The sequence below is a fragment of the Microbacterium sp. AG157 genome, assembly GCF_003385695.1.
Classification (GTDB): Bacteria; Actinomycetota; Actinomycetes; order Actinomycetales; family Microbacteriaceae; genus Microbacterium; species Microbacterium testaceum.
On record NZ_QRDK01000004.1, the window covers coordinates 454,995 to 473,441 of the forward strand.

Consider the following 18,447-nt stretch of genomic DNA (forward strand, 5'->3'; position numbering starts at 1 on the left):
CATTCCTTGGGCGTGTCGCGGCGCGCGGGACGAGCGCGGCGTTTGACGGCGGCTTCACAACGTCGGAGCGCTGCGCCCGCTTAGAATGAGCACACTCGCGGGAGTGGTGAAATCGGTAGACACGCAGGATTTAGGTTCCTGTGCCTTCGGGCGTGGGGGTTCAAGTCCCCCCTTCCGCACGGTGACCGCCACCTCCAGCACCGACCTTCCGACCCGACGGGACCGATGTGATCCACACCACCAGCTCGTTGCTCCCGTGGCTCGACCCCGCGACGATCATCACCAACTCGCAGCCGTGGGCGCTGCTCGTCGTCTGCTTCATCATCTTCGCCGAGACCGGTCTGCTCATCGGCTTCCTGCTGCCGGGCGACACCCTGCTGATCATGGCGGGCCTGCTGTCGCACTCGACCGACGCCGCCCCGAACGGCGTGTTCGGGCTCAACGCCTGGTGGGTCGCCCTCGCGATCGGTTTCGCGGCGTTCGTCGGCGGCGAGGTCGGGTACTTCATCGGCCACAAGGCCGGTCCGTCGATCTTCGAACGCAAAGAGTCTGGACTGTTCAGCAAGAAGAACGTCGAGCGCACGAACGCCTTCTTCGAGCGCTTCGGTGGCCTGACCGTCATCCTCGCCCGCTTCGTTCCGGTCGTGCGCACCTTCGCGCCGATCGCCGCGGGTGTCGGCCACATGCCGTGGAAGAAGTACTCGCTGTACAACTTCATCGGCGCGGTTATCTGGGGCATCGGCCTCACGATGATCGGCTACCTGGTCGGCTACATCCCCTTCATCCGCGACATCGTCACCGAGTACATCGACGTGATCCTGCTCGCCGCCGTCGCCGGCACGGCGATCTTCATCGCAATCCACTACTTCCGCGAGCGCGCCGCCGCCAAGCGCGAGGGTGCCGTCACCCCCGCCGAGGCCGAATCGCTCACGCTCGACGCGAAGACCCTCGAAGACGGTGACCAGCCGACGCGCTAAGACGCCTTCGCGCTCTTCTTCTTGGCCGCCGGCTTCGTGTCGGCGGCCTTGCCTTTCTCGTCGGCCTTGCCGGTGTCCGCGCCGCCCGATCGGGCCGCGCGACTGCGCTCGACGCTCGCGCGAAGGGCCTCCATCAGATCGATGACCTCGCCGCCGTCTTCTTCTTCCTTCTTGCCGAAGGTCGCGTCGGTGTCGATCGCGTCGCCCTGCTCGAGCTTCGCGTCGATGAGGGTACGCAGCTCCGCCTGGTACTCGTCGGTGAACTCCTCGGGGTCGAAGTCCTTCGAGAAGCTGTCGACGAGCGATGCCGACATCTCGAGCTCCTTCGCCGAGATCCGCACGCTCTCGTCCAGCGACGGGAACGCCGCCTCGCGCACCTCGTCGGCCCACAGCAGCGTCTGCAGCACGAGCACCTCGCCGCGCACCCGGAGGGCCGCCAGCCGTGTCTTCTGCCGCAGCGAGAAGCGCACGATCGCCGTCCGTTCGGTCTGCTCCAGCGTCTTGCGCAGCAGCACGTACGCCTTGGGCGAGGAGGAATCCGGCTCGAGGTAGTAGGCCTTGTCGAGAGTCAGCAGGTCGACCTGGTCGCTCGGCACGAACTCGACGACCTCGATCTCGCGACTGCGCTCGCTGGGCAGCGACGCCAGGTCGTCCTTGGTCAGCACGACCGTCTGCTCGCCGTCGTCGTAGGCCTTGTCGATGTCCTGGTAGGGCACCACTTCGCCGTCGACCTCGCAGATCCGTTGGTAACGGATCCGCCCGCCGTCCTTGTTGTGCACCTGGTGCAGCGAGACGTCGTGGTCTTCGGTGGCGGAATACACCTTCACGGGCACGTTGACGAGGCCGAAGGTCAGGGCGCCCTTCCAGATCGATCGCATGCGACCAGTGAACACCGGATGGGGCGCGAATGCCGAGACCCTTGCGGACCGGGTGCGCGCCCGTCCCACGCCGGCCACACCCATGCGGCAGGCCCCCACCGCTCTACCCCGGACTCGCCCCTGTCCACCGGAACCCCGCACCGCGTGCTCGCAACCCCCTGGGCACACGCCATCGTCCTCGCTCTACGCTGGGGCGATGACGGAGCAGACGGTGCGCATCGGCGGTCGCCGCCTGCGTCTGTCGAACCTCGACAAGGTGCTCTACCCCGAGACCGGCACCACCAAGGGCGAGGTGATCGACTACTACTCGCGGGTCGCTCCCCTGCTGCTCCCGCACGTCGCCGACCGCCCGGTGACCCGCAAACGCTGGCCCGACGGAGTGGGAACGGATGCCAGCCCGGGCGAACCGTTCTTCGCCAAGGCTCTCGAGCCGGGCGCTCCGGCCTGGGTGCGCCGCCTCTCGATCGATCATTCCTCGGGCGCGAAGGACTACCCCCTCGTCGACGACCTGCCGACCCTCGTCTACCTCGCACAGGTTGCGAGTCTGGAGCTGCACGTGCCGCAGTGGCGCTTCTCGGGCGACGGCGAACGGCAGAACCCCGACCGTCTCGTGCTCGACCTCGATCCGGGGCCCGGGGTCGGTCTCGTCGAGTGCGCCGAGGTGGCGCGGTGGGCCCGAGCGATCCTCCAGGACATCGGGCTCGACCCCCTCCCGGTCACCAGCGGAAGCAAAGGGATCCACCTCTACGCGCGCCTCGACGGACGACAGTCCAGCGACGCGGCCAGCGCCGTCGCGAGGGAGCTCGCGCGCGCGATCGAGGCCGACCATCCCGACCTCGTCGTCAGTCAGATGTCGAGAGCTGCGCGCCCGGGGAAAGTGTTCATCGACTGGAGTCAGAACAACGGCGCGAAGACGACGATCGCGCCCTACTCGCTCCGCGGCCGCCCTCACCCCTACGTCGCCGCGCCGCGCACCTGGGCAGAACTCGACGACCCGCACCTCCGCCACCTGTTGTTCACCGAGGTTCTCGAGCGTCCCGACGACCCGCTGGCTCCCGTCGACGCGACGCACGGACCGCTGCGCGCGTACCTCGCCAAGCGCACCGCCGGGAAGACTCCCGAGCCCGTGCCCGAGAATCCGCACGGCGCGCCCGCTCGCGAGGGACTGTCCCGCTTCGTCATCCAAGAGCACCACGCCTCACGTCTGCACTGGGACCTCCGGCTCGAACGCGACGGCGTGCTCGTCAGCTGGGCCGTGCCGAAGGGCGTGCCCTCGACCACCGCGAAGAACAGCCTCGCCGTCATGACCGAGGATCACCCCCTGCCGTACCTCGATTTCGCCGGAGAGATCCCCCGCGGAGAGTACGGCGCAGGCACCATGACCGTCTGGGACACCGGCACCTACGAACTCGAGAAGTGGCGCGACGACGAGGTGATCGCGACCCTCGAGGGCCGCGGCGACGGCCCCCTCGGTCGCGTGCGGCTCGCGCTCATCCGCACCGAGGGGCGGGGCGAGAAGTCGCAGTGGTTGCTGCACCGGATGAAGACGGATGCCGATGGCCGCCCGCAGAGCGACGGAGCGCCCGTCGCGCCCCGGGATCACCGTTCCACCAGCCCCGGGGTCGCGATCTCCTCGGCCCCCGCTGCCCCGCCGACCGCCGCCGAGCTCACGCCGATGCTCGCCCGTACCGCGACCGCCGGTATGGCCCGCGCCGCCGCCGAACGCTGGGGCGGCACACCCTGGGTGGAGATGAAGTGGGATGGCATCCGGGGTATGGGGATCTGGGATGGAGAACGATTGCAGTTGCGCTCCCGCAACGGCGTCGATCTGACCGCGGCCTACCCCGAGCTCACGAGCGTCCACCTGGGGCTCGGGCGCACCCCCGCGGTGTTCGACGGCGAGATCGTCGCCCTCGACGAGCAGGGTCGACCGAGCTTCCCTCTCCTGCAGAAGCGGATGAACCTCGCGAAGCCGCGCGAGATCGCTCACGAGGCCGAGCGCACCCCCGTTCACCTGTACCTGTTCGATGTGCTGTCCGTGGGAGGGCGCGATGTGGCATCGCTCCCCCTGTTCGAACGGCGCGAGATGCTCGAGACGCTGGCCGAGGAAGCCGGCGGCCCGGTCGTCGTTCCTCCCGTGTTCGACGACGTGGATGCCGCGGTCTCGACGAGCGGTCGTTTCGGCCTCGAAGGGGTCGTGGTGAAAGACCCGGGCTCGATCTATCGTCGTGGCGTGCGATCGGAGCGGTGGCTCAAGGTGAAGCATTCGCGGACGCAGGAGGTCGTGATCGGCGGGATCCGACCGGGCAAGGGCAACCGCGAGGGCTCGATCGGCTCCCTGCTGGTGGGGATACCCACGGAGCGCGGGCTGCAGTACGCGGGCCGGGTGGGCTCGGGATTCGGCGAGCGGACCCTGGCCCGGCTGACCGAGGTGCTCGAGCCGCTGCACGCCGACACGAACCCGTTCATCGGTGTGCCGGCCGCCGATGCGCGCGACGCCCTGTGGGTGCAGCCCACCCTCGTGGCGGAGGTCGAATTCGCGGAGTTCACCCCCGGCGGGATCCTCCGACAGGCGCGGTGGCGCGGACTTCGTCCGGACAAGTCGCCCGCGGAGGTCGTGCACGAGAACCGATCCTCGTGAGACCTGGACCGTTCAGTCGTCGACGACGATCCATTCGCCGAAACGGCGGAATCCGGATGCCAGCGCGAGTGCCACCGACGGCGCGTTGTCGAGCTGGCACCGGTACTGGGGTTCGTACCCGCGCTCCAGCGCGTCGGCAGCCATCGCCAGCACCGTCGCTCGCGCCAGTCCGCGCCCACGGAATTCCGGCAACGTGATGACGCCGAGGTCGGCGAGTCGCGTGCCCGTCCAGGGATACATGCTCGCCGCCGCCGCCAGCGTGCCGTCGACGAACGTGCCGAACACCAGCCAGTGGTCGAGCTCGACGAAAGCCTCGTCGAGGTCGTCCTCGGGCGCTGCTGCGGCGAGAGCGGCGAAGGCGTGCGCGTCATCGGCCGTCAGTCGACGCGTGCTCGACTCCGGCTCGGGAGCGGTGACGTTCGCGTGCTCCTCCATCGGAAGGTAGAAGAGGTGGTCGGGGTCGTTCAGGGAGATTCCCGCCGCGTCGATACGCTGCAGGACGTCGTCCGCCGAGAGCCTTTCCCCGTCAGAGACACCGACCTGCGCCGCCCGCTCCGGGCTCACCGACACGATGACCGCGCCCTCACCGGTGCGCAGGATCGACACAGACCGATTCTCGGGCAGTTTCGGATCGACGACGACGATCGCCTCGTCGTCCGAGAGGGAGCTCGCCGAGCCCGGCAGCCAATGGTCGATCACGAGAGAGGAGAACATACGGAACCTTCCGGGGATGCGGGTGCCTGTGCCCGAAGGCTATCCGACCGCGCTCACGCGTGACGCGAATCGTGCTCCACGTGCCCCGCGGGCTCGAGTTGGAACGTCGAGTGTGCGACATCGAAATGATCGGCGAGGCACGTCTGGAGCGAGCCGAGGATCGCGGCCGCGCGGCCGTCGGTGAGCGCGGCATCGTCGACGATCACGTGGGCGCTGAAGACCGGGGCGCCGCGAGTGAGCTGCCACACGTGCACGTCGTGCACGTCGACCACCCCGTCGGCCTCGCGCAGATGTTCCCGGATCTCGGCCACGTGCACCCCGACCGGGGCCGACTCCGTCAGCACCACGACGACCTCGCGCAGCAGGCCGATGGCCCGCGGAACGATGAGTACCGCGATCAGCAGAGAGGCGATGGCATCCGCCTGCGTGAACCCCGTCGTCACGATGACGAGGGCCGCGACGATCACCGCGACCGATCCGATGAGATCTCCCAGCACCTCGAGGTACGCGCCACGCACGTTGATGCTGCGCTTCTGCGCGCGTGACAGCAGGAACATCGACATGGCGTTGGCGATCATGCCGACGGTGGCGACGACGAGCATCAGCCCGCCCTGCACCTCCGCCTCGGCCGGGGTGAGCAGGCGCTGCACCGCTTCGACACCGACCCACGCGCACAGCACGATCAGGATCACGCCGTTCGCGAGAGCGCCGAGCACCTCTGCGCGCTGGTACCCGAAGGTGCGCCGATCATCGGCGGGCCGTGCGGCGATCGCGGTGGCGATGAGTGCGACCACCAGCGCCGCGGCGTCGGTGAACATGTGCGCGGCGTCGGCGAGGAGCGCGAGCGAGCCCGTGAGGATGGCTCCGACGATCTGCACCACCATCACCGTGGCGGTCAGCGCCAGGGCCGTCGCGAGCAGGCGCCTGTTGCCGGCATCCCGGATGCCACCGGAGGGCGCGTGATCGTGCATAGCTCCAGGCTAGAACGGTCACAGGCTCCGCTGCGGGGGTTCGGCGCAGTCGGGAATGAGAACCGGTGTCGGTCTCGTTCTCAGAGCCCCCGAAGCAGCGGCGCCAGCTCCCGGAACGCCCGCGCCCGGTGCGACGCGGCGTTCTTCTCCGCCGCCGTCCACTCGCCGACCGTCCGCTCCTGTCCGGCCGGCTGACCGTCGGGGACGAAGATCGGGTCGTAGCCGAATCCACCGGGGCCCGCCGGCGCGGTCGCCAGCCGGCCGGGCCAGCGGCCCTCGACCGTCTGCTCGGTGCCATCCGGATGCACGAGCGCGATCACCGACACGAACTGTGCCGTACGGTGCGGGTCGGCCACATCGGAGAGCTGATCGAGCAGCAGCTCGAGATTCGCCGTGGCGTCCTTCTTGTGCCCGGCCCAGTACGCCGAGAAGACCCCCGGCGATCCGCCCAACACGTCGACGGCCACGCCGGAGTCGTCGGCCAGCGCCGGCAGACCCGTGTGCGCCGCCGCCGCTCGCGCCTTGATCAGTGCGTTCGCGGCGAAGGTGACGCCGTCTTCGATCGGCTCCGGACCGTCGTAGCCGACCACCTCGAGGTCGGGACGTACCTCGGCGACGATCGCCTGAAACTCCTCGACCTTGTGCGCGTTGTGCGTGGCCAGAACGATGCGAGACACGTCAGCCCTCGAGCGTAGCGAGCTGGATGCCGCGCAGCTCGGCGCAGCCGTTCACGCCCAGCTCGAGCAGCTGGTCGAGCTCGCGCTTGTCGAACGGTGCACCCTCGGCCGTGCCCTGCACCTCGACGAACAGCCCCCGACCGGTGACGACGACGTTCATGTCGGTCTCGGCGCGCACGTCTTCGACGTAGGCCAGGTCGAGCATGGGCTCACCGTCGATGATGCCCACCGAGACCGCGGCGACCGAGTCGCGCAGCACCTCGGCCCGCTGACCGATGAACTTCTTCTCGCGCCCCCAGGCGATGGCATCCGCCAAGGCCACGTACGCACCCGTGATCGCTGCGGTGCGCGTGCCCCCGTCGGCCTGCAGCACGTCGCAGTCGATCACGATCGTGTTCTCGCCGAGCGCTTTGGTGTCGACGACGGCGCGAAGCGCACGACCGATCAGGCGCGAGATCTCGTGGGTGCGCCCGCCGACCTTGCCCTTGATCGACTCGCGGTCGTTGCGGCTGTTCGTGGCGCGCGGGAGCATCGCGTACTCCGCGGTCACCCAGCCCTTGCCCTTGCCGGTCAGCCAGCGCGGAACGCCGTTCGTGAACGACGCGGTGCACAGCACCTTGGTGCCGCCGAACGTGACGAGGGCCGAGCCCTCGGCGTGAGCCGACCAGCCGCGCTCGATGGTGACGGGACGGAGCTGGTCGTTGGTGCGACCGTCTTTGCGGGTCATGGGTCCTCCAGAGGAACGGGAATGGATGCCGCGACTCAGCGCGGCAGGTCGATGGCGCCGGTCTGCACGAGCTGCACCTCGCGCACCTCGCGGCCCATGAGTCGGTGAGCCAGGCGCAGGAAATCGTCGGCGGATGAGCCGGTGGCCTCGTAGCGGGCGGTGGGCACGGCATCCGGAGTCGCGAGAAGGTCACGCGACACGAGCTGGCGGTACACGTCTTTCGCGGTCTCGCTGTCGCTCGAGACCAGGCTCACCTCGGAGCCCATCACGTAACTGATGGCGCCCTCGAGGAACGGGTAGTGCGTGCAGCCGAGCACGAGAGTGTCGACGCCGGCGTGACGGAGCGGCGCGAGGTACCGTTCGGCCGTGGCGAGCACGTCGGGTGAGTCGGTGACGCCGGCCTCGACGAACTCGACGAAGCGCGGGCACGCCTCGGCGAACACCGTCAGGCGCTCGTTGACCTCGAGCATGTCCTGGTAGGCGCGCGAACCGATCGTGCCGACGGTGCCGATCACGCCGATGCGGCCGTTGCGGGTGGTCGACATGGCGGTGCGGACGGCGGGGCCGATGACCTCGACCACCGGGACGTCGTAGCGCTCGCGCGCGTCGCGGAGCATCGCGGCCGAGGCGGTGTTGCACGCGATCACGAGCATCTTCACGCCCTGTTCGACGAGGGTGTCGAGCACCTCGAGCGCGTATTTGCGGACGTCGGCGATGGGCTTGGGGCCGTAGGGCGAGCGGGCGGTGTCGCCGATGTAGAGGATGGACTCGCGCGGCAGCTGCTGAGAGACGGCCCGGGCGACGGTGAGTCCGCCGACCCCTGAGTCGAAGATCCCGATCGGCGCGTCGTTCATAGGGCTCCAGCCTACCGGGAGGGGGTGGGACGGGCTGGTCTGCGGCGTCGCGTTATACCGAACTCCTGAGGAACGAGGCGAAGAGCCGCCATGTGCTGCCGTTCGGCCGTCTCACGGTCGGAAAGTCAGGAGTTTCGCACGACGCGGCGCGGGCGCGGCGCGGGGGCGGCGCGGGGGCGGCCGGGGCGGGGGTGGCCCGGGACGCGGGTGGCCGGGGGCGCGGGGCGTGCGAAACTCCTGAGGAAATCCGACGGTTCGCGGTGCCACGGCATCCATGGCTCGCATCCGCCCCGAGAGTTCAGGATTTCGGTACGCCGGGAGGCGACTGTCAAGCGCGGGGGTCCGCGCGGGCACGGCCACGGGGCCGCAATATGCTGGCGCCATGAGCCGCAGCACCGCCCTGCACACCGACCGTTACGAACTCACGATGCTCGACGCGGCGCTCCGCGACGGCACGGCCTCGCGCCGTTGCGTGTTCGAGGTGTTCGGCCGACGCCTGTCGGGTGGGCGCCGGTTCGGCGTGGTCGCGGGGACGGGGCGTCTGCTCGAAGCGATCCGGGACTTCCGGTTCGGCGACGACGAGCTGCGTTACCTTCGCGACAACCGGGTGGTGGATGCCACGACCCTCGACTTCCTGGCCGATTACCGGTTCACGGGCTCGGTGACGGGCTACCGCGAGGGCGAGGTCTACTTCCCCGGCTCTCCCCTGCTCACGATCGAGGGGACATTCGCCGAGGCCGTGCTGCTCGAGACGCTCGCGCTCAGCATCCTGAACTACGACTCCGCCGTCGCCACCGCGGCCGCCCGCATGAGCGTGGCCGCGGGTGACCGGCCGCTCGCCGAGATGGGTTCGCGTCGTGCGAGCGAGGAGGCCGCTGTCGCAGCCGCCCGCGCGGCGTACATCGCCGGCTTCTCGGCGACCAGCAATCTCGAGGCCGGCCGTCGCTGGGGCGTGCCGACCATGGGCACGGCTGCTCACGCGTGGACGCTGCTGCACGACAGCGAAGAGGACGCGTTCCGCTCTCAGGTCGACGCGCTCGGCGCGGGTACGACCCTGCTCATCGACACCTACGACATCACCGAGGGCGTGAAGACGGCCGTCCGCGTCGCCGGCACCGATCTGGGCGGGGTGCGCATCGACTCGGGTGACCTGCCGATCGTCGCGGGCGAGGTGCGCGCGCTCCTCGACGAGCTGGGCGCGACGAACACGCGTATCACCGTCACGAGCGACCTCGACGAGTACGCGCTCGCGGCTCTGGCGGCCTCCCCCGTCGACTCGTACGGCGTGGGCACCTCGGTCGCGACCGGGTCGGGCGTGCCGACCGCGGGGCTCGTCTTCAAGCTCGTGGCGCGCGAGGCCGCCGACGGTTCGTGGGTGGGCGTGGCCAAGGCATCCGCGCAGAAGGCCTCCCACGGCGGGCGCAAGGCCGCCTTCCGCACGGTGGACTCGGGCACGGCGACCTCGGAGCTCGTCGTCGTCAGCGATGGGTTCGAAGAGCTCTCGACGGCGGCGGAGCACCCCGACGCCCGCGCCCTGCAGGCGATGCTCATGCAGAACGGCGAGGCGGATGCCGGCGCTCTCGGCTCAGCCGGCGTGCAGGCGGCTCGGGCGCACCATTCGCGCGTCCGCGAGGAGCTCCCCGTTCGCGCGCTCGCGTTGAGCAAGGCCGACCCCGCGCTGCCGACGGAGTATCGCGAGGCGGTCTAGCGACGCACGGCTGGCCCGCGCGCTGCGTCGTCCGTCGCACGGACACGTGAGGGGCCGACAGACGTCGCCGAGCGCAAGCCGGCGTGACGTCTCTCGGCCCCTCACGTGGGAGCCAGGACCCTCAGTTGATGAGGGACTCGTAGATCTCTTTGCACTGCGGGCAGACCGGGAATTTCTCGGGGTCGCGCCCGGGCGTCCACTTCTTGCCGCATAGGGCCCGAACCGGCTTGCCGCTGAGGGCGGACTCGAGGATCTTGTCCTTCTTCACGTAATGCGAGAAGCGCTCGTGGTCACCAGGCTCGATGTTCTCTTCGCGGATGAGCTCTTCGAGCTCACGATCCAGGGTCGCGAGACCCCCGCTGTCGGGACTGTCGAGAGGCGTGCTCATGGAGAGCCAGTGTAGCCGCGGTCAGCCCCGAACGGTCGGCCGGGACCGAGGTCAGGTCGCTTCTGCGAACTCCATGAGGCGCGTTCCGCGGCGCTCGAACAGCGCCGCGCCGATGGCGACACCGGCCACGAGCACGATCGCTCCCGCACCGACGCCGACCCACAGGGCGATAATCGTGTCGACGGTCTCGCCGTTGATCGCCTGCCAGGTCAGCCACGCGGCGGGCGACGCCGCGGCGATCGCGCCGACCATCACGAGGCCCTGGGCCACGACGCCGCCAGAGCCCGTGCGCTGCGGCTGTTGGAAGGGGCTGTCGCCCGGCCGCGAGACCGCGTACGGCGCCACGACCGACGAGATGCTCGACAGGCCCAGACCGGCGAGGAACAGTGCCGCGCACACGCCGACCATGGCGGGGAAGATCGCCCAGCGCCCGTGGGCCACGACGGCGAGCGGCAGCGTGACGGCGAGGATCGGGATGCCGATGAGCAGCACGGGCACGAGACGCCCGATGCGGTCGGGAGCACCGCGCACGCCGCTGGCGATGTGCATCCAGAGGGCGGTGGAGTCGTAGGCGAGGTCGTTGTGCGGCAGCCACCCGAAGAACAGCGCCATGATCGGCACCGGCAGCAGCACGGCGAGCTCGAACGGGACGCCCGCGACGAGCAGCGGCACCGTCGAGACGACGGCGGCGATCGGCACGATGATGACGTTGACGAGGTAACGGCGGTCGCGCAGCCAGTACGAGAGGCTGCGGGCGGCGACCGCTCCCCCGGGGGTGCCGGGAAGGATGGCGAACCACCCGAGGCCTCCCCGCTCGCGCACGGCGACCGGTCGGCGGGTGGTGGTGAGCAGGACGTCGACGAGCACGAACCAGGCGAGCGCCAGCAGGACGACGGTGGCCAGCGCCACGACGAAGCTGCCGACGGCCGCTCCGGCCGAGGGAGCCAGGGCGATGCCCCATGCGGCGCCGATCGGCGTCCACGCAAGCACCTCGGCCGCCGAGGCGAGCTGCGAGGGCACGACGCCCCGCCACTCGAGCGAACCGAGGAAGACACCCACCGGCACGACGACGACGAGCACCGCGATCAGGTACACGCCGACGAGTTCACGCGACTGTCGAGGCCTCTGCACGAGGGCGCCGAGCGCCATGCTCACGCGAGCGAACAGCACGCAGGTGGCGAGGCCCAGGACGACGGATGCCACGCTCGCCCAGGTCGAGGCGCCGTGCGCGCCCCACGCGATGGCCAGGCTGACCCCGAGAACGAGAACCACCAGCACCGGCACGCTGAGGAATCCGGCGAGGAGCAGCGCTGCGGCCAGGGGCCGGGGCTCGGGACCGACGACGGCGAAACGTCGCGGGTCGAGGGGGTCGATCGAGGCGGTCACGGGAGGACCGACCGCGAAGCCGAGGGTCACCGCCGATCCCGCGAGGACGGTGACGACGGCCGTGGTGAGGGGGCTGGCATCCGCGAGACCGGCCGCGCTGCGGGCAGCTACGACGGTGGCGGCGATCAGGATGACGATGCCGATGGCGCGCCGGAGTACTTCGCGCCGGTCGCCCCGGAGGGCGCCGAGCATCATCGCGAGTCTCAGGCGGAGAACGTGTGCAACCACTCGAGGCCCTCCACGTCGCCGAGCCCACCGGACAGCTCCCGGAAGCGCTCCTCGAGCGTTCCTTCGCCGCGCACCTCGTCGACGGTGCCCTCGGCGAGCACCTGCCCCGACACGATGACGGCCACGCGGGAGCAGACGCGCTCGACGAGTTCCATGCCGTGGCTCGAGAGGATGACGGTGCCCCCGTGCTCGACGTAGGTGCTCAGGATGTCGAGGATCACGCCGCTCGACACGGGGTCGACGGCCTCGAACGGCTCGTCGAGCACGAGCAGACGCGGGGAGTGGATCATGGCGCCCGCGAGCATGACCTTCTTGGTCATACCGGCCGAGTAGTCCGAGACCGGTCGCGACAGCGCCTCGACGAGGTCGAAGGCCCGGGCGAGGTCGGCGGTGCGGCTCTCGACGAGCGCCGCCGGGAGTCCGCGCAGCGCCCCGTAGTACGACAACAGCTGACGGCCGGTGAGCCGGTCGAAGGTGCGCAGCCGGTCGGGCAGCACGCCGATGAGCTTCTTGGCTTCGCGCGCACGCTTGGCCGCGTCGACGCCGTTGATCGTCACGGTGCCGCGATCGGGACGCAGGAGCCCCGCGATGATCGACAGGGTCGTGGTCTTGCCGGCGCCGTTCGGGCCGACGAGCCCGTAGAACGCGCCCGCGGGCACGGTGAGGTCGATCGCGTCGACGGCGCGCAGCTCGCCGAAGCTCTTCGTGATCGTGCGCAGGGCCAACGCCGGGACGGCGGTTTCGTCGTCGGATGCCGTGTGCACGTCGGCGGCGGCTTCCGCCCCGACCACGGCGGGCACGAGGGCGCCGTCGACCGGGGTGGTGGACTCGTCCGGCTCGATGGGGGGCGCGAGATCGGCCGTGGCCGCGTCGACCACGGGGGTCTCTTCGTTCTCGGCGGCCGGAGTCGCCTCGAAAACGGCGGTCTCGGGCATGTCGGGCGACGCAGGAGCATCGACGGACTCGGACTCGGACTCCGCGGATTCGGGTGCGATCTCGTCGACGCGCACGTCAGCGGGAGTCGGGTCTTCGGTCTCGCTCCCGCCGTCGATGACGGAGGGCGAGGGGTCGGCGGGGCCGGTGCCGGCGGGAACGTCATGCTCGAGAGGGGTCTCGGTGACGACCTCGACCGGGGGCGACACGGCGAGCGAAGTCGACGACTCGTCCTGCTCCGGCTCCTCTGGCGTGCGGGTCGCCGGTTGCTCGACCGCGACGTCGGCGGGAGTCGGATCGCCCACGGTCTGCGCAGCAGAAGCCGCGGACGCGGGCAGCTCCTCGGCGGAGGCCTCACCCGACGTGGCATCCGCCCCAGACGGAGCAGCGGGAGTCTCGGGCTCGAGGTCACCCCGCGCGTCGATGCCGTCCGCAGCGACCGGAGGCTCATCCGCGGTCTTTTCGTGACCGCCCTCTTCCGACCCGTCCGCCACGGGCAGAGGCGGGCGCGGCGGCACGACGATGTCGTCGGGCAGCAGAGGCGGGATGCCGGCGCTCGGCGCACCCGCGATGGCCGCAGCCTGCGGCGTCTCGACGGCCGGCGTCTCGGCCTTCGCCGCCGCCGCCTTCGCGGCCGCCGTCTGGCGTGGAGCCGCGGGCTTCCGGGGAGTCGCGGGTTTCTTGGGCGCAGCGGGCTTCGCGGCCGCCGGCTTCGCAGCCGTCGACCCCGCAGCCTTGGATGCCGCCGTGGCGCGGGGCGCGGCCGGTTTCTTCGGCGCAGCGGGCTTCTTCGCCGCGGGCGTGCGGGCTGTCGTCCCCGAGCCCGAGGCAGCACGGGCGGCGGTCGTTCGCGGAGCGCGCGGCTTGGGAGCCGGCTTCGGCGCCTCGGCCGAGCCGGCTTCCTCTTCGCCGCTCGCGGTCGCCGCGGTCGGTCGACGCGGTGCGCGGGGCGTGGTCGCCCGCGGCGTGCGGGGCGTGGGCGGAGGCGACGCCGAGGCTTCGGCGCTCGCCGACGCGCCCTCGGTATCTGCGGAGGACTTTTCGGGGGGCACCGGCAGCGACGCTGTCATCACACCAAACTACCAACCCCCTCCGACACCGACCGACGCCTGGTCGCGCGCCGCACACACTCACAGACAACAGGGGGACGGTGGACCCGCGCGAGACATCTCATCCGAACGACGGCCGTCCTCTCCGGCATCCCGGGCGCGCATCCGCACGCCGCACGCTCGCCCCCTCGCGTGAGGCGCCGACGCACGGCGCTTCGGCGACCTCGGGAGACCGCTCCGGCGCCTCGCGCAACCCCGCGCCCGGGAGTCGGCGTCCGCACCCTGCCGTCAAGCACCCCCGCCCGGCTCGCCGAACGGGTGAGGATGGAGGCATGGCTGAGAAGGTGCACCGCATCCACACCCTGCCCGACGATGCCCCCTGGAAGGGCGGTCTCCCCCCGGTGGGCTCGGAGGAGCACCCGCGCACCATCCGCATGCTCGATCGTGTGCTGTCGGTCCAGCGCCCCGTCGTGCTCGCGCACCTGCGCAGCATTCGTCTTCGGCATCCGGATGCCACCGTCGACGACATCCTGAAGATCCTCGAGCGCCGCTATCTCGCGGCCGTCACCACCGGCGGAGCCGCCGTGGGCGCCACCGCCGTCGTGCCCGGGATCGGCACGGGCGTCACGCTGGCCCTGAGCGGCGTCGAGACGGTCGGCTTCCTCGAGGCGACCGCGCTCTACGCCCAGTCGGTCGCCGAGGTGCACGGCGTCGTCGTCGAAGACCCCGACCGCGGTCGCGCGCTGGTCCTGGCCCTCATGCTGGGTAAAGAAGGCATCGACCTCGTCTCGCAACTGGCGTCTCAGGCCGCTGGCCGCGGAGTGTCGCGCTCCACCTACTGGGGTGAGATGGTGACGAAGACGCTGCCGCGCGCGATGATCGGTCCTCTCGTCGACCGCCTCAAGACGACGTTCGTGCGCCAGTTCGCCACGCGCGGCGGCGCCTCGTGGATCGGCAAAGCCCTCCCCTTCGGCGTCGGCGCCGTGGTGGGTGGGGCGGGCAACCACCTGCTGGGCCGCCGCGTGCTCGTCAACGCCCGCCGTGCCTTCGGCGCTCCCCCGCGCGCGCTGCCCGCCGATCTCGAGCCCCAGCCGGGTGCGGAGCGTCTCGAGCGCACCGCGTTCGCCGGGGTGCGCCGCGCAGGCGGGGCCCTCGTGGGAGCGGGGCGCCGCACCGGCTCGGCCGCTCGAAAGGCCCTCCCCCGTCGCACGCGCCGCACGGACGCGTCGGAGCTCGAGGCGAGCGGTGACGACGAGGCGGCGGCATCCTGAGTCTTCTCTTCTCTCATCGACACGGGTGCGTGCGCAAGACCTGCGCCGATGACGCGTCGGCGCGTTAGCCTCACCGCATGGGCGACCTCCTCGAACTTCTCGCTGTCTGGATGCCGCGTCAGCGCTGGTACGGAACGAAGGGCCGCGATCCGCTGCTGACTCCGGTGGCCGACTGGCCGATCGATGACGCCGATGCGCGCCTGCTGTTGGTTCGCGACGACGCCGTGCAGCCGGCGATCGTCTATCAGGTGCCCGTTGCGCGCAGGGCGGAGGGCTCGGTCCCCCCGGGGAGTCTGATCGGTCCGGCCGATGAGGGACGAGTGTGGACGGATGCCACGACAGACCCCGCCTTCACCGATGCGCTGTACGCGCTGGTCACGGCGGGCGGCGAAGCGGGGACGGACGAAGACGGGTTCCGCGGCATTCCCCTCGGGGCGGCCGACCGGCGTCCGCTGGCCTCGCGGATGACCGCTCGCGTGCTGAGCGGTGAGCAGTCGAACACCTCGATCATCTACCGTCCCGACGACGACGAGGCGGGTGTTCCCGTCATCTGCAAACTGTTCCGACAGGTGAACCCGGGGATCAATCCCGACGTCGAGCTCCAGTCGGCCTTGGCGGCCGGCGGGGCCGCTTTCGTGCCCGGAGCCATCGGCGAGGTGCGCGGAGTCTGGATGACGCTCGAGGGTATTCCGGTAGGCGGTTCGCTCGCCTTCGCGCAGGAGTTCTTCGAGGGCGTCGAAGACGCCTGGCGGGTCGCCCTCGACGCCGCCGCGGCCGGCGAGGACTTCTCGCAGCGCGCTTACGCGCTCGGAGCGAGCGTCGCGGGCATGCACGTGGCTCTGGCCGAGCGCTTCTCGACGCTCGCGCCGAGCGCCGCCGACCGATCGTCGGTGAACAACGCGTGGGAGCGCCGCCTCGCCATCGCGCTCATGGAGGTCCCCCAGCTGGCGCCGTACGCGGAGCAGATCCACCGGGTCTACGAACGTGCTCTCGAGACGCCGTGGCCGGACCTGCAGCGGGTTCACGGCGATCTGCACCTCGGCCAGGTGCTCGACACCCCCTCGAACGGCTGGGTGCTGCTCGACTTCGAGGGTGAGCCGCTCCGCCCGATCACCGAGCGCCTGCAGCCCGATGTCGCCGTGCGCGATGTCGCCGGCATGCTGCGCTCGTTCGACTACGTCTCGGGTGCTGTCGCCGATGACGACGGCGCTGCCGTGCGCGCGTGGGTCATCGCGGCGCAGCAGGCCTTCCTCGACGGGTACGCCGACACGACCGGCCGTCCCCGCACCGACGACGACCCGCTGCTGAAGGCCTTCGAGCTCGACAAGGCCGTCTACGAGGCCATCTACGAAACGCGCAACCGTCCGGACTGGGTGGGCATCCCCCTCGCGGCGATCGGGCGACTCGCGCCCTTGAGCTGACGAGACCCGTCACGACGAAGAACGCCACCCCGCCTGATCGGGCGGGGTGGCGTTCTTCGTTCTGGTGAGCGGGTCAGCTCGTGGGCATGGAGCCCAGGGTGACCTCGGCCGTCTTCTCCTGGCTTCCGCGGTTGTAGGTGACCTCGGCCTTGCTGCCGGCGGCGAGAGCGCGCACCTGAGCGGTCAGGTCGATGGAGTTCGTGATCGGGATGCCGTTGAACTTGGTGATCACGTCCCCCTTCTGGAGCCCTGCGGCCTGTGCGGCGCCGCCGCTCGAGACGTCGGCGATGTAGGCACCGGTCGTGGTCGCTCCCTGGATGGAGGCGGCATCCTGAACCGAAGCGCCCAGCAGACCGTGCGAGGCGGAGCCGTTGTCGATGATCTCCTGCGAGACGCGCTTGGCGATGTCGGAGGGGATCGAGAAGCCGACACCGATGTTGCCGGACTGTCCGCCCGACGAGGATCCGCCGGCGCTCGCAATGGCGACGTTGATGCCGATCAGCTTGCCCTGGTTGTCGACGAGGGCGCCACCGGAGTTGCCGGGGTTGATGGCCGCGTCGGTCTGGATGACCGCGATCTTGATGGTCTGGTTGGTCGACTGCTGCCGCTGACCCTGACCGAAGTCGAAGCGGAACGGGCTCTCCTGGCCGGGCTCCTGCTGCTGCTGGTCGGATCCGTCGCTCGGGGCGGCCGAGGACGCGACCTGGATCGAACGGTTCAGCGCGCTGACGATACCCGTGGTGACCGTGTTCGGCAGGTCGAGCGGGGCGCCGACGGCGATGGTGTTGTCGCCGACGTTGAGCTTCGACGAGTCGGCCCACTCGATCGGGGTCAGGCCCGAGGCGTTGTCGAGCTTGATGACCGCGAGGTCGTAGGTGGGGTCGGTGCCGACGACCTTGGCCGCGTAGACCTTGCCGTCGGAGGTGGTGACCGAAATCTTCGCGCTGCCGCTCTGGCCGTCGAGGGTGACCACGTGCGTGTTGGTGAGCACGTAGCCGTCCTGGCTGAGGATGACGCCCGAACCGGTGCCGCCCGACTGCCCGGCCGTGGCGCTGATGGTCACGACGCTGGGGACGACCTTCGCGGCGACCGCGGAGGTGTTGTTGACGCTGTCGGGGTTGTTGACCGTGATGGCCTGCGGTCCCGAGGCGACGGACGAGTTCGACCCGCCCCAGAGAGTGAGGCCGGCGTAGGTGCCGCCGAGGCCCGCACCACCGCCGACGAGGGCGGCCGCGACCAGCAGGGCGGCGATCCGAGGCGCGGAACCCTTCTTGCGGGGAGCGGTGGATGCCGAGGACGGCATCGCGAGCGTGGGGTGCGCGTCGGTCGCGGCGGGGCCGAAGGCCTGGCCGGTCGGCGAGGTGGCGCCCGAGGGGGCCGAGGCGTAACCGGGCTGCTGGGGCGCGGCTCCGGCGTGGGGCGCGGCACCCGCCGCGGGCGGCGGCCAGGCCGCGGCGGCCGAGGCCGGCGAGCGGGTGGGCACCGGCGGTGCGTCGTAGCGCTGCGCGGCGGGGGTGGTGGACTCGGGCTGCGGCGACGCGGGAACGGCGCCGTTCGCGGCCGAGGTGTTCAGGTGGCTGTTGTCGTTGCCGTCGGGACGGTTGTCCGTGGTGTCGCTCATGGG

General features: G+C 70.7%; 15 protein-coding genes and 1 tRNA gene. 6 read left to right on the top strand and 10 right to left on the bottom strand.

The features are described from left to right. The first annotated feature begins 97 nt into the window (after positions 1 to 97). Together DEU35_RS15055 and DEU35_RS15060 are read left to right on the top strand one after the other, a co-directional pair. Positions 98 to 179 (top strand) — tRNA-Leu (locus DEU35_RS15055). 48 nt (positions 180 to 227) lie between these two features. Continuing rightward, positions 228 to 977: a DedA family protein gene (locus DEU35_RS15060; protein ID WP_103208746.1), complete on the top strand. Its 750-nt coding sequence runs from the start codon at positions 228 to 230 to the stop codon at positions 975 to 977. Here the strand turns inward: DEU35_RS15060 and DEU35_RS15065 are convergent. Beyond that, positions 974 to 1,855 (bottom strand): Ku protein, encoded by an 882-nt coding sequence (locus DEU35_RS15065; protein WP_116239972.1) that lies wholly within the window; start codon positions 1,853 to 1,855, stop codon positions 974 to 976. The two genes, DEU35_RS15060 and DEU35_RS15065, sit on opposite strands and share 4 nt — an antisense overlap. Before the next feature lie 196 nt (positions 1,856 to 2,051). On the opposite strand from DEU35_RS15065, the gene DEU35_RS15070 reads away from it, so the two are divergent. Then, positions 2,052 to 4,496 carry an ATP-dependent DNA ligase gene (locus tag DEU35_RS15070; protein ID WP_116239973.1) on the top strand — a complete coding sequence of 815 codons (2,445 nt, stop codon included), beginning with the start codon at positions 2,052 to 2,054 and terminating at the stop codon, positions 4,494 to 4,496. 12 nt (positions 4,497 to 4,508) lie between these two features. On the opposite strand, the gene DEU35_RS15075 is transcribed toward DEU35_RS15070, so the two are convergent. From DEU35_RS15075 to murI, 5 genes are all read right to left on the bottom strand, one after another. After that, a complete protein-coding gene (locus tag DEU35_RS15075) occupies positions 4,509 to 5,210 on the bottom strand; it encodes a GNAT family N-acetyltransferase (protein WP_116239974.1) in 702 nt (233 codons plus the stop codon). Positions 5,211 to 5,263: 53 nt separating this feature from the next. After that, the gene (locus DEU35_RS15080) at positions 5,264 to 6,181 is read right to left on the bottom strand and encodes a cation diffusion facilitator family transporter (protein WP_116239975.1); all 918 of its coding nucleotides are present in this window, start codon (positions 6,179 to 6,181) and stop codon (positions 5,264 to 5,266) included. A gap of 80 nt (positions 6,182 to 6,261) precedes the next feature. Then, on the bottom strand, positions 6,262 to 6,858 hold the full coding sequence (gene rdgB, locus DEU35_RS15085) for an RdgB/HAM1 family non-canonical purine NTP pyrophosphatase (RefSeq protein ID WP_103208733.1): 597 nt from the start codon (positions 6,856 to 6,858) through the stop codon (positions 6,262 to 6,264). Position 6,859: 1 nt separating this feature from the next. After that, positions 6,860 to 7,585: a ribonuclease PH gene (gene rph / locus DEU35_RS15090; RefSeq protein WP_103208731.1), complete on the bottom strand. Its 726-nt coding sequence runs from the start codon at positions 7,583 to 7,585 to the stop codon at positions 6,860 to 6,862. A 35-nt stretch (positions 7,586 to 7,620) separates the two neighbouring features. Further along, positions 7,621 to 8,439: a glutamate racemase gene (murI, locus tag DEU35_RS15095; RefSeq protein ID WP_103208730.1), complete on the bottom strand. Its 819-nt coding sequence runs from the start codon at positions 8,437 to 8,439 to the stop codon at positions 7,621 to 7,623. Positions 8,440 to 8,821: 382 nt separating this feature from the next. Between murI and DEU35_RS15100 the strand changes: the two genes are divergently transcribed. Then, the gene (locus tag DEU35_RS15100; protein ID WP_116239976.1) at positions 8,822 to 10,147 is read left to right on the top strand and encodes a nicotinate phosphoribosyltransferase; all 1,326 of its coding nucleotides are present in this window, start codon (positions 8,822 to 8,824) and stop codon (positions 10,145 to 10,147) included. A gap of 121 nt (positions 10,148 to 10,268) precedes the next feature. Here the strand turns inward: DEU35_RS15100 and DEU35_RS15105 are convergent, their stop codons facing one another. Genes DEU35_RS15105 through DEU35_RS17255 form a run of 3 tightly spaced genes read right to left on the bottom strand, consistent with a single transcriptional unit; the run spans position 10,269 to position 14,152 of the window. Continuing rightward, positions 10,269 to 10,535, bottom strand: coding sequence for a DUF3039 domain-containing protein (locus DEU35_RS15105; RefSeq protein ID WP_056230575.1), 267 nt, complete (start codon positions 10,533 to 10,535; stop codon positions 10,269 to 10,271). A gap of 51 nt (positions 10,536 to 10,586) precedes the next feature. Beyond that, positions 10,587 to 12,113, bottom strand: a complete 1,527-nt coding sequence (locus tag DEU35_RS15110; protein ID WP_258873572.1) for a hypothetical protein — start codon at positions 12,111 to 12,113, stop codon at positions 10,587 to 10,589. A gap of 11 nt (positions 12,114 to 12,124) precedes the next feature. Then, positions 12,125 to 14,152, bottom strand: a complete 2,028-nt coding sequence (locus DEU35_RS17255) for an ATP-binding cassette domain-containing protein (protein WP_116239978.1) — start codon at positions 14,150 to 14,152, stop codon at positions 12,125 to 12,127. A 311-nt stretch (positions 14,153 to 14,463) separates the two neighbouring features. Between DEU35_RS17255 and DEU35_RS15120 the strand changes: the two genes are divergently transcribed. Next, positions 14,464 to 15,402 (top strand): hypothetical protein, encoded by a 939-nt coding sequence (locus DEU35_RS15120; RefSeq protein ID WP_103208722.1) that lies wholly within the window; start codon positions 14,464 to 14,466, stop codon positions 15,400 to 15,402. A gap of 77 nt (positions 15,403 to 15,479) precedes the next feature. Further along, positions 15,480 to 16,823, top strand: coding sequence for a maltokinase N-terminal cap-like domain-containing protein (locus DEU35_RS15125; RefSeq protein ID WP_116239979.1), 1,344 nt, complete (start codon positions 15,480 to 15,482; stop codon positions 16,821 to 16,823). A 73-nt stretch (positions 16,824 to 16,896) separates the two neighbouring features. On the opposite strand, the gene DEU35_RS15130 is transcribed toward DEU35_RS15125, so the two are convergent. Further along, positions 16,897 to 18,444 (bottom strand): S1C family serine protease, encoded by a 1,548-nt coding sequence (locus tag DEU35_RS15130; RefSeq protein ID WP_116239980.1) that lies wholly within the window; start codon positions 18,442 to 18,444, stop codon positions 16,897 to 16,899. Positions 18,445 to 18,447 lie beyond the last annotated feature (3 nt).

Coding starts and splice junctions, on each gene's coding strand:
- rph (WP_103208731.1), bottom strand. CDS start 7,585: ATGACCCGCAAAGACGGTCGCACCAACGACCAGCTCCGTCCCGTCACC.
- murI (WP_103208730.1), bottom strand. CDS start 8,439: ATGAACGACGCGCCGATCGGGATCTTCGACTCAGGGGTCGGCGGACTC.
- DEU35_RS15100 (WP_116239976.1), top strand. CDS start 8,822: ATGAGCCGCAGCACCGCCCTGCACACCGACCGTTACGAACTCACGATG.
- DEU35_RS15065 (WP_116239972.1), bottom strand. CDS start 1,855: ATGCGATCGATCTGGAAGGGCGCCCTGACCTTCGGCCTCGTCAACGTG.
- DEU35_RS15125 (WP_116239979.1), top strand. CDS start 15,480: ATGGGCGACCTCCTCGAACTTCTCGCTGTCTGGATGCCGCGTCAGCGC.
- DEU35_RS15080 (WP_116239975.1), bottom strand. CDS start 6,181: ATGCACGATCACGCGCCCTCCGGTGGCATCCGGGATGCCGGCAACAGG.
- DEU35_RS15130 (WP_116239980.1), bottom strand. CDS start 18,444: ATGAGCGACACCACGGACAACCGTCCCGACGGCAACGACAACAGCCAC.
- DEU35_RS17255 (WP_116239978.1), bottom strand. CDS start 14,152: ATGACAGCGTCGCTGCCGGTGCCCCCCGAAAAGTCCTCCGCAGATACC.
- DEU35_RS15105 (WP_056230575.1), bottom strand. CDS start 10,535: ATGAGCACGCCTCTCGACAGTCCCGACAGCGGGGGTCTCGCGACCCTG.
- DEU35_RS15070 (WP_116239973.1), top strand. CDS start 2,052: ATGACGGAGCAGACGGTGCGCATCGGCGGTCGCCGCCTGCGTCTGTCG.
- DEU35_RS15120 (WP_103208722.1), top strand. CDS start 14,464: ATGGCTGAGAAGGTGCACCGCATCCACACCCTGCCCGACGATGCCCCC.
- DEU35_RS15075 (WP_116239974.1), bottom strand. CDS start 5,210: ATGTTCTCCTCTCTCGTGATCGACCATTGGCTGCCGGGCTCGGCGAGC.
- DEU35_RS15110 (WP_258873572.1), bottom strand. CDS start 12,113: ATGCTCGGCGCCCTCCGGGGCGACCGGCGCGAAGTACTCCGGCGCGCC.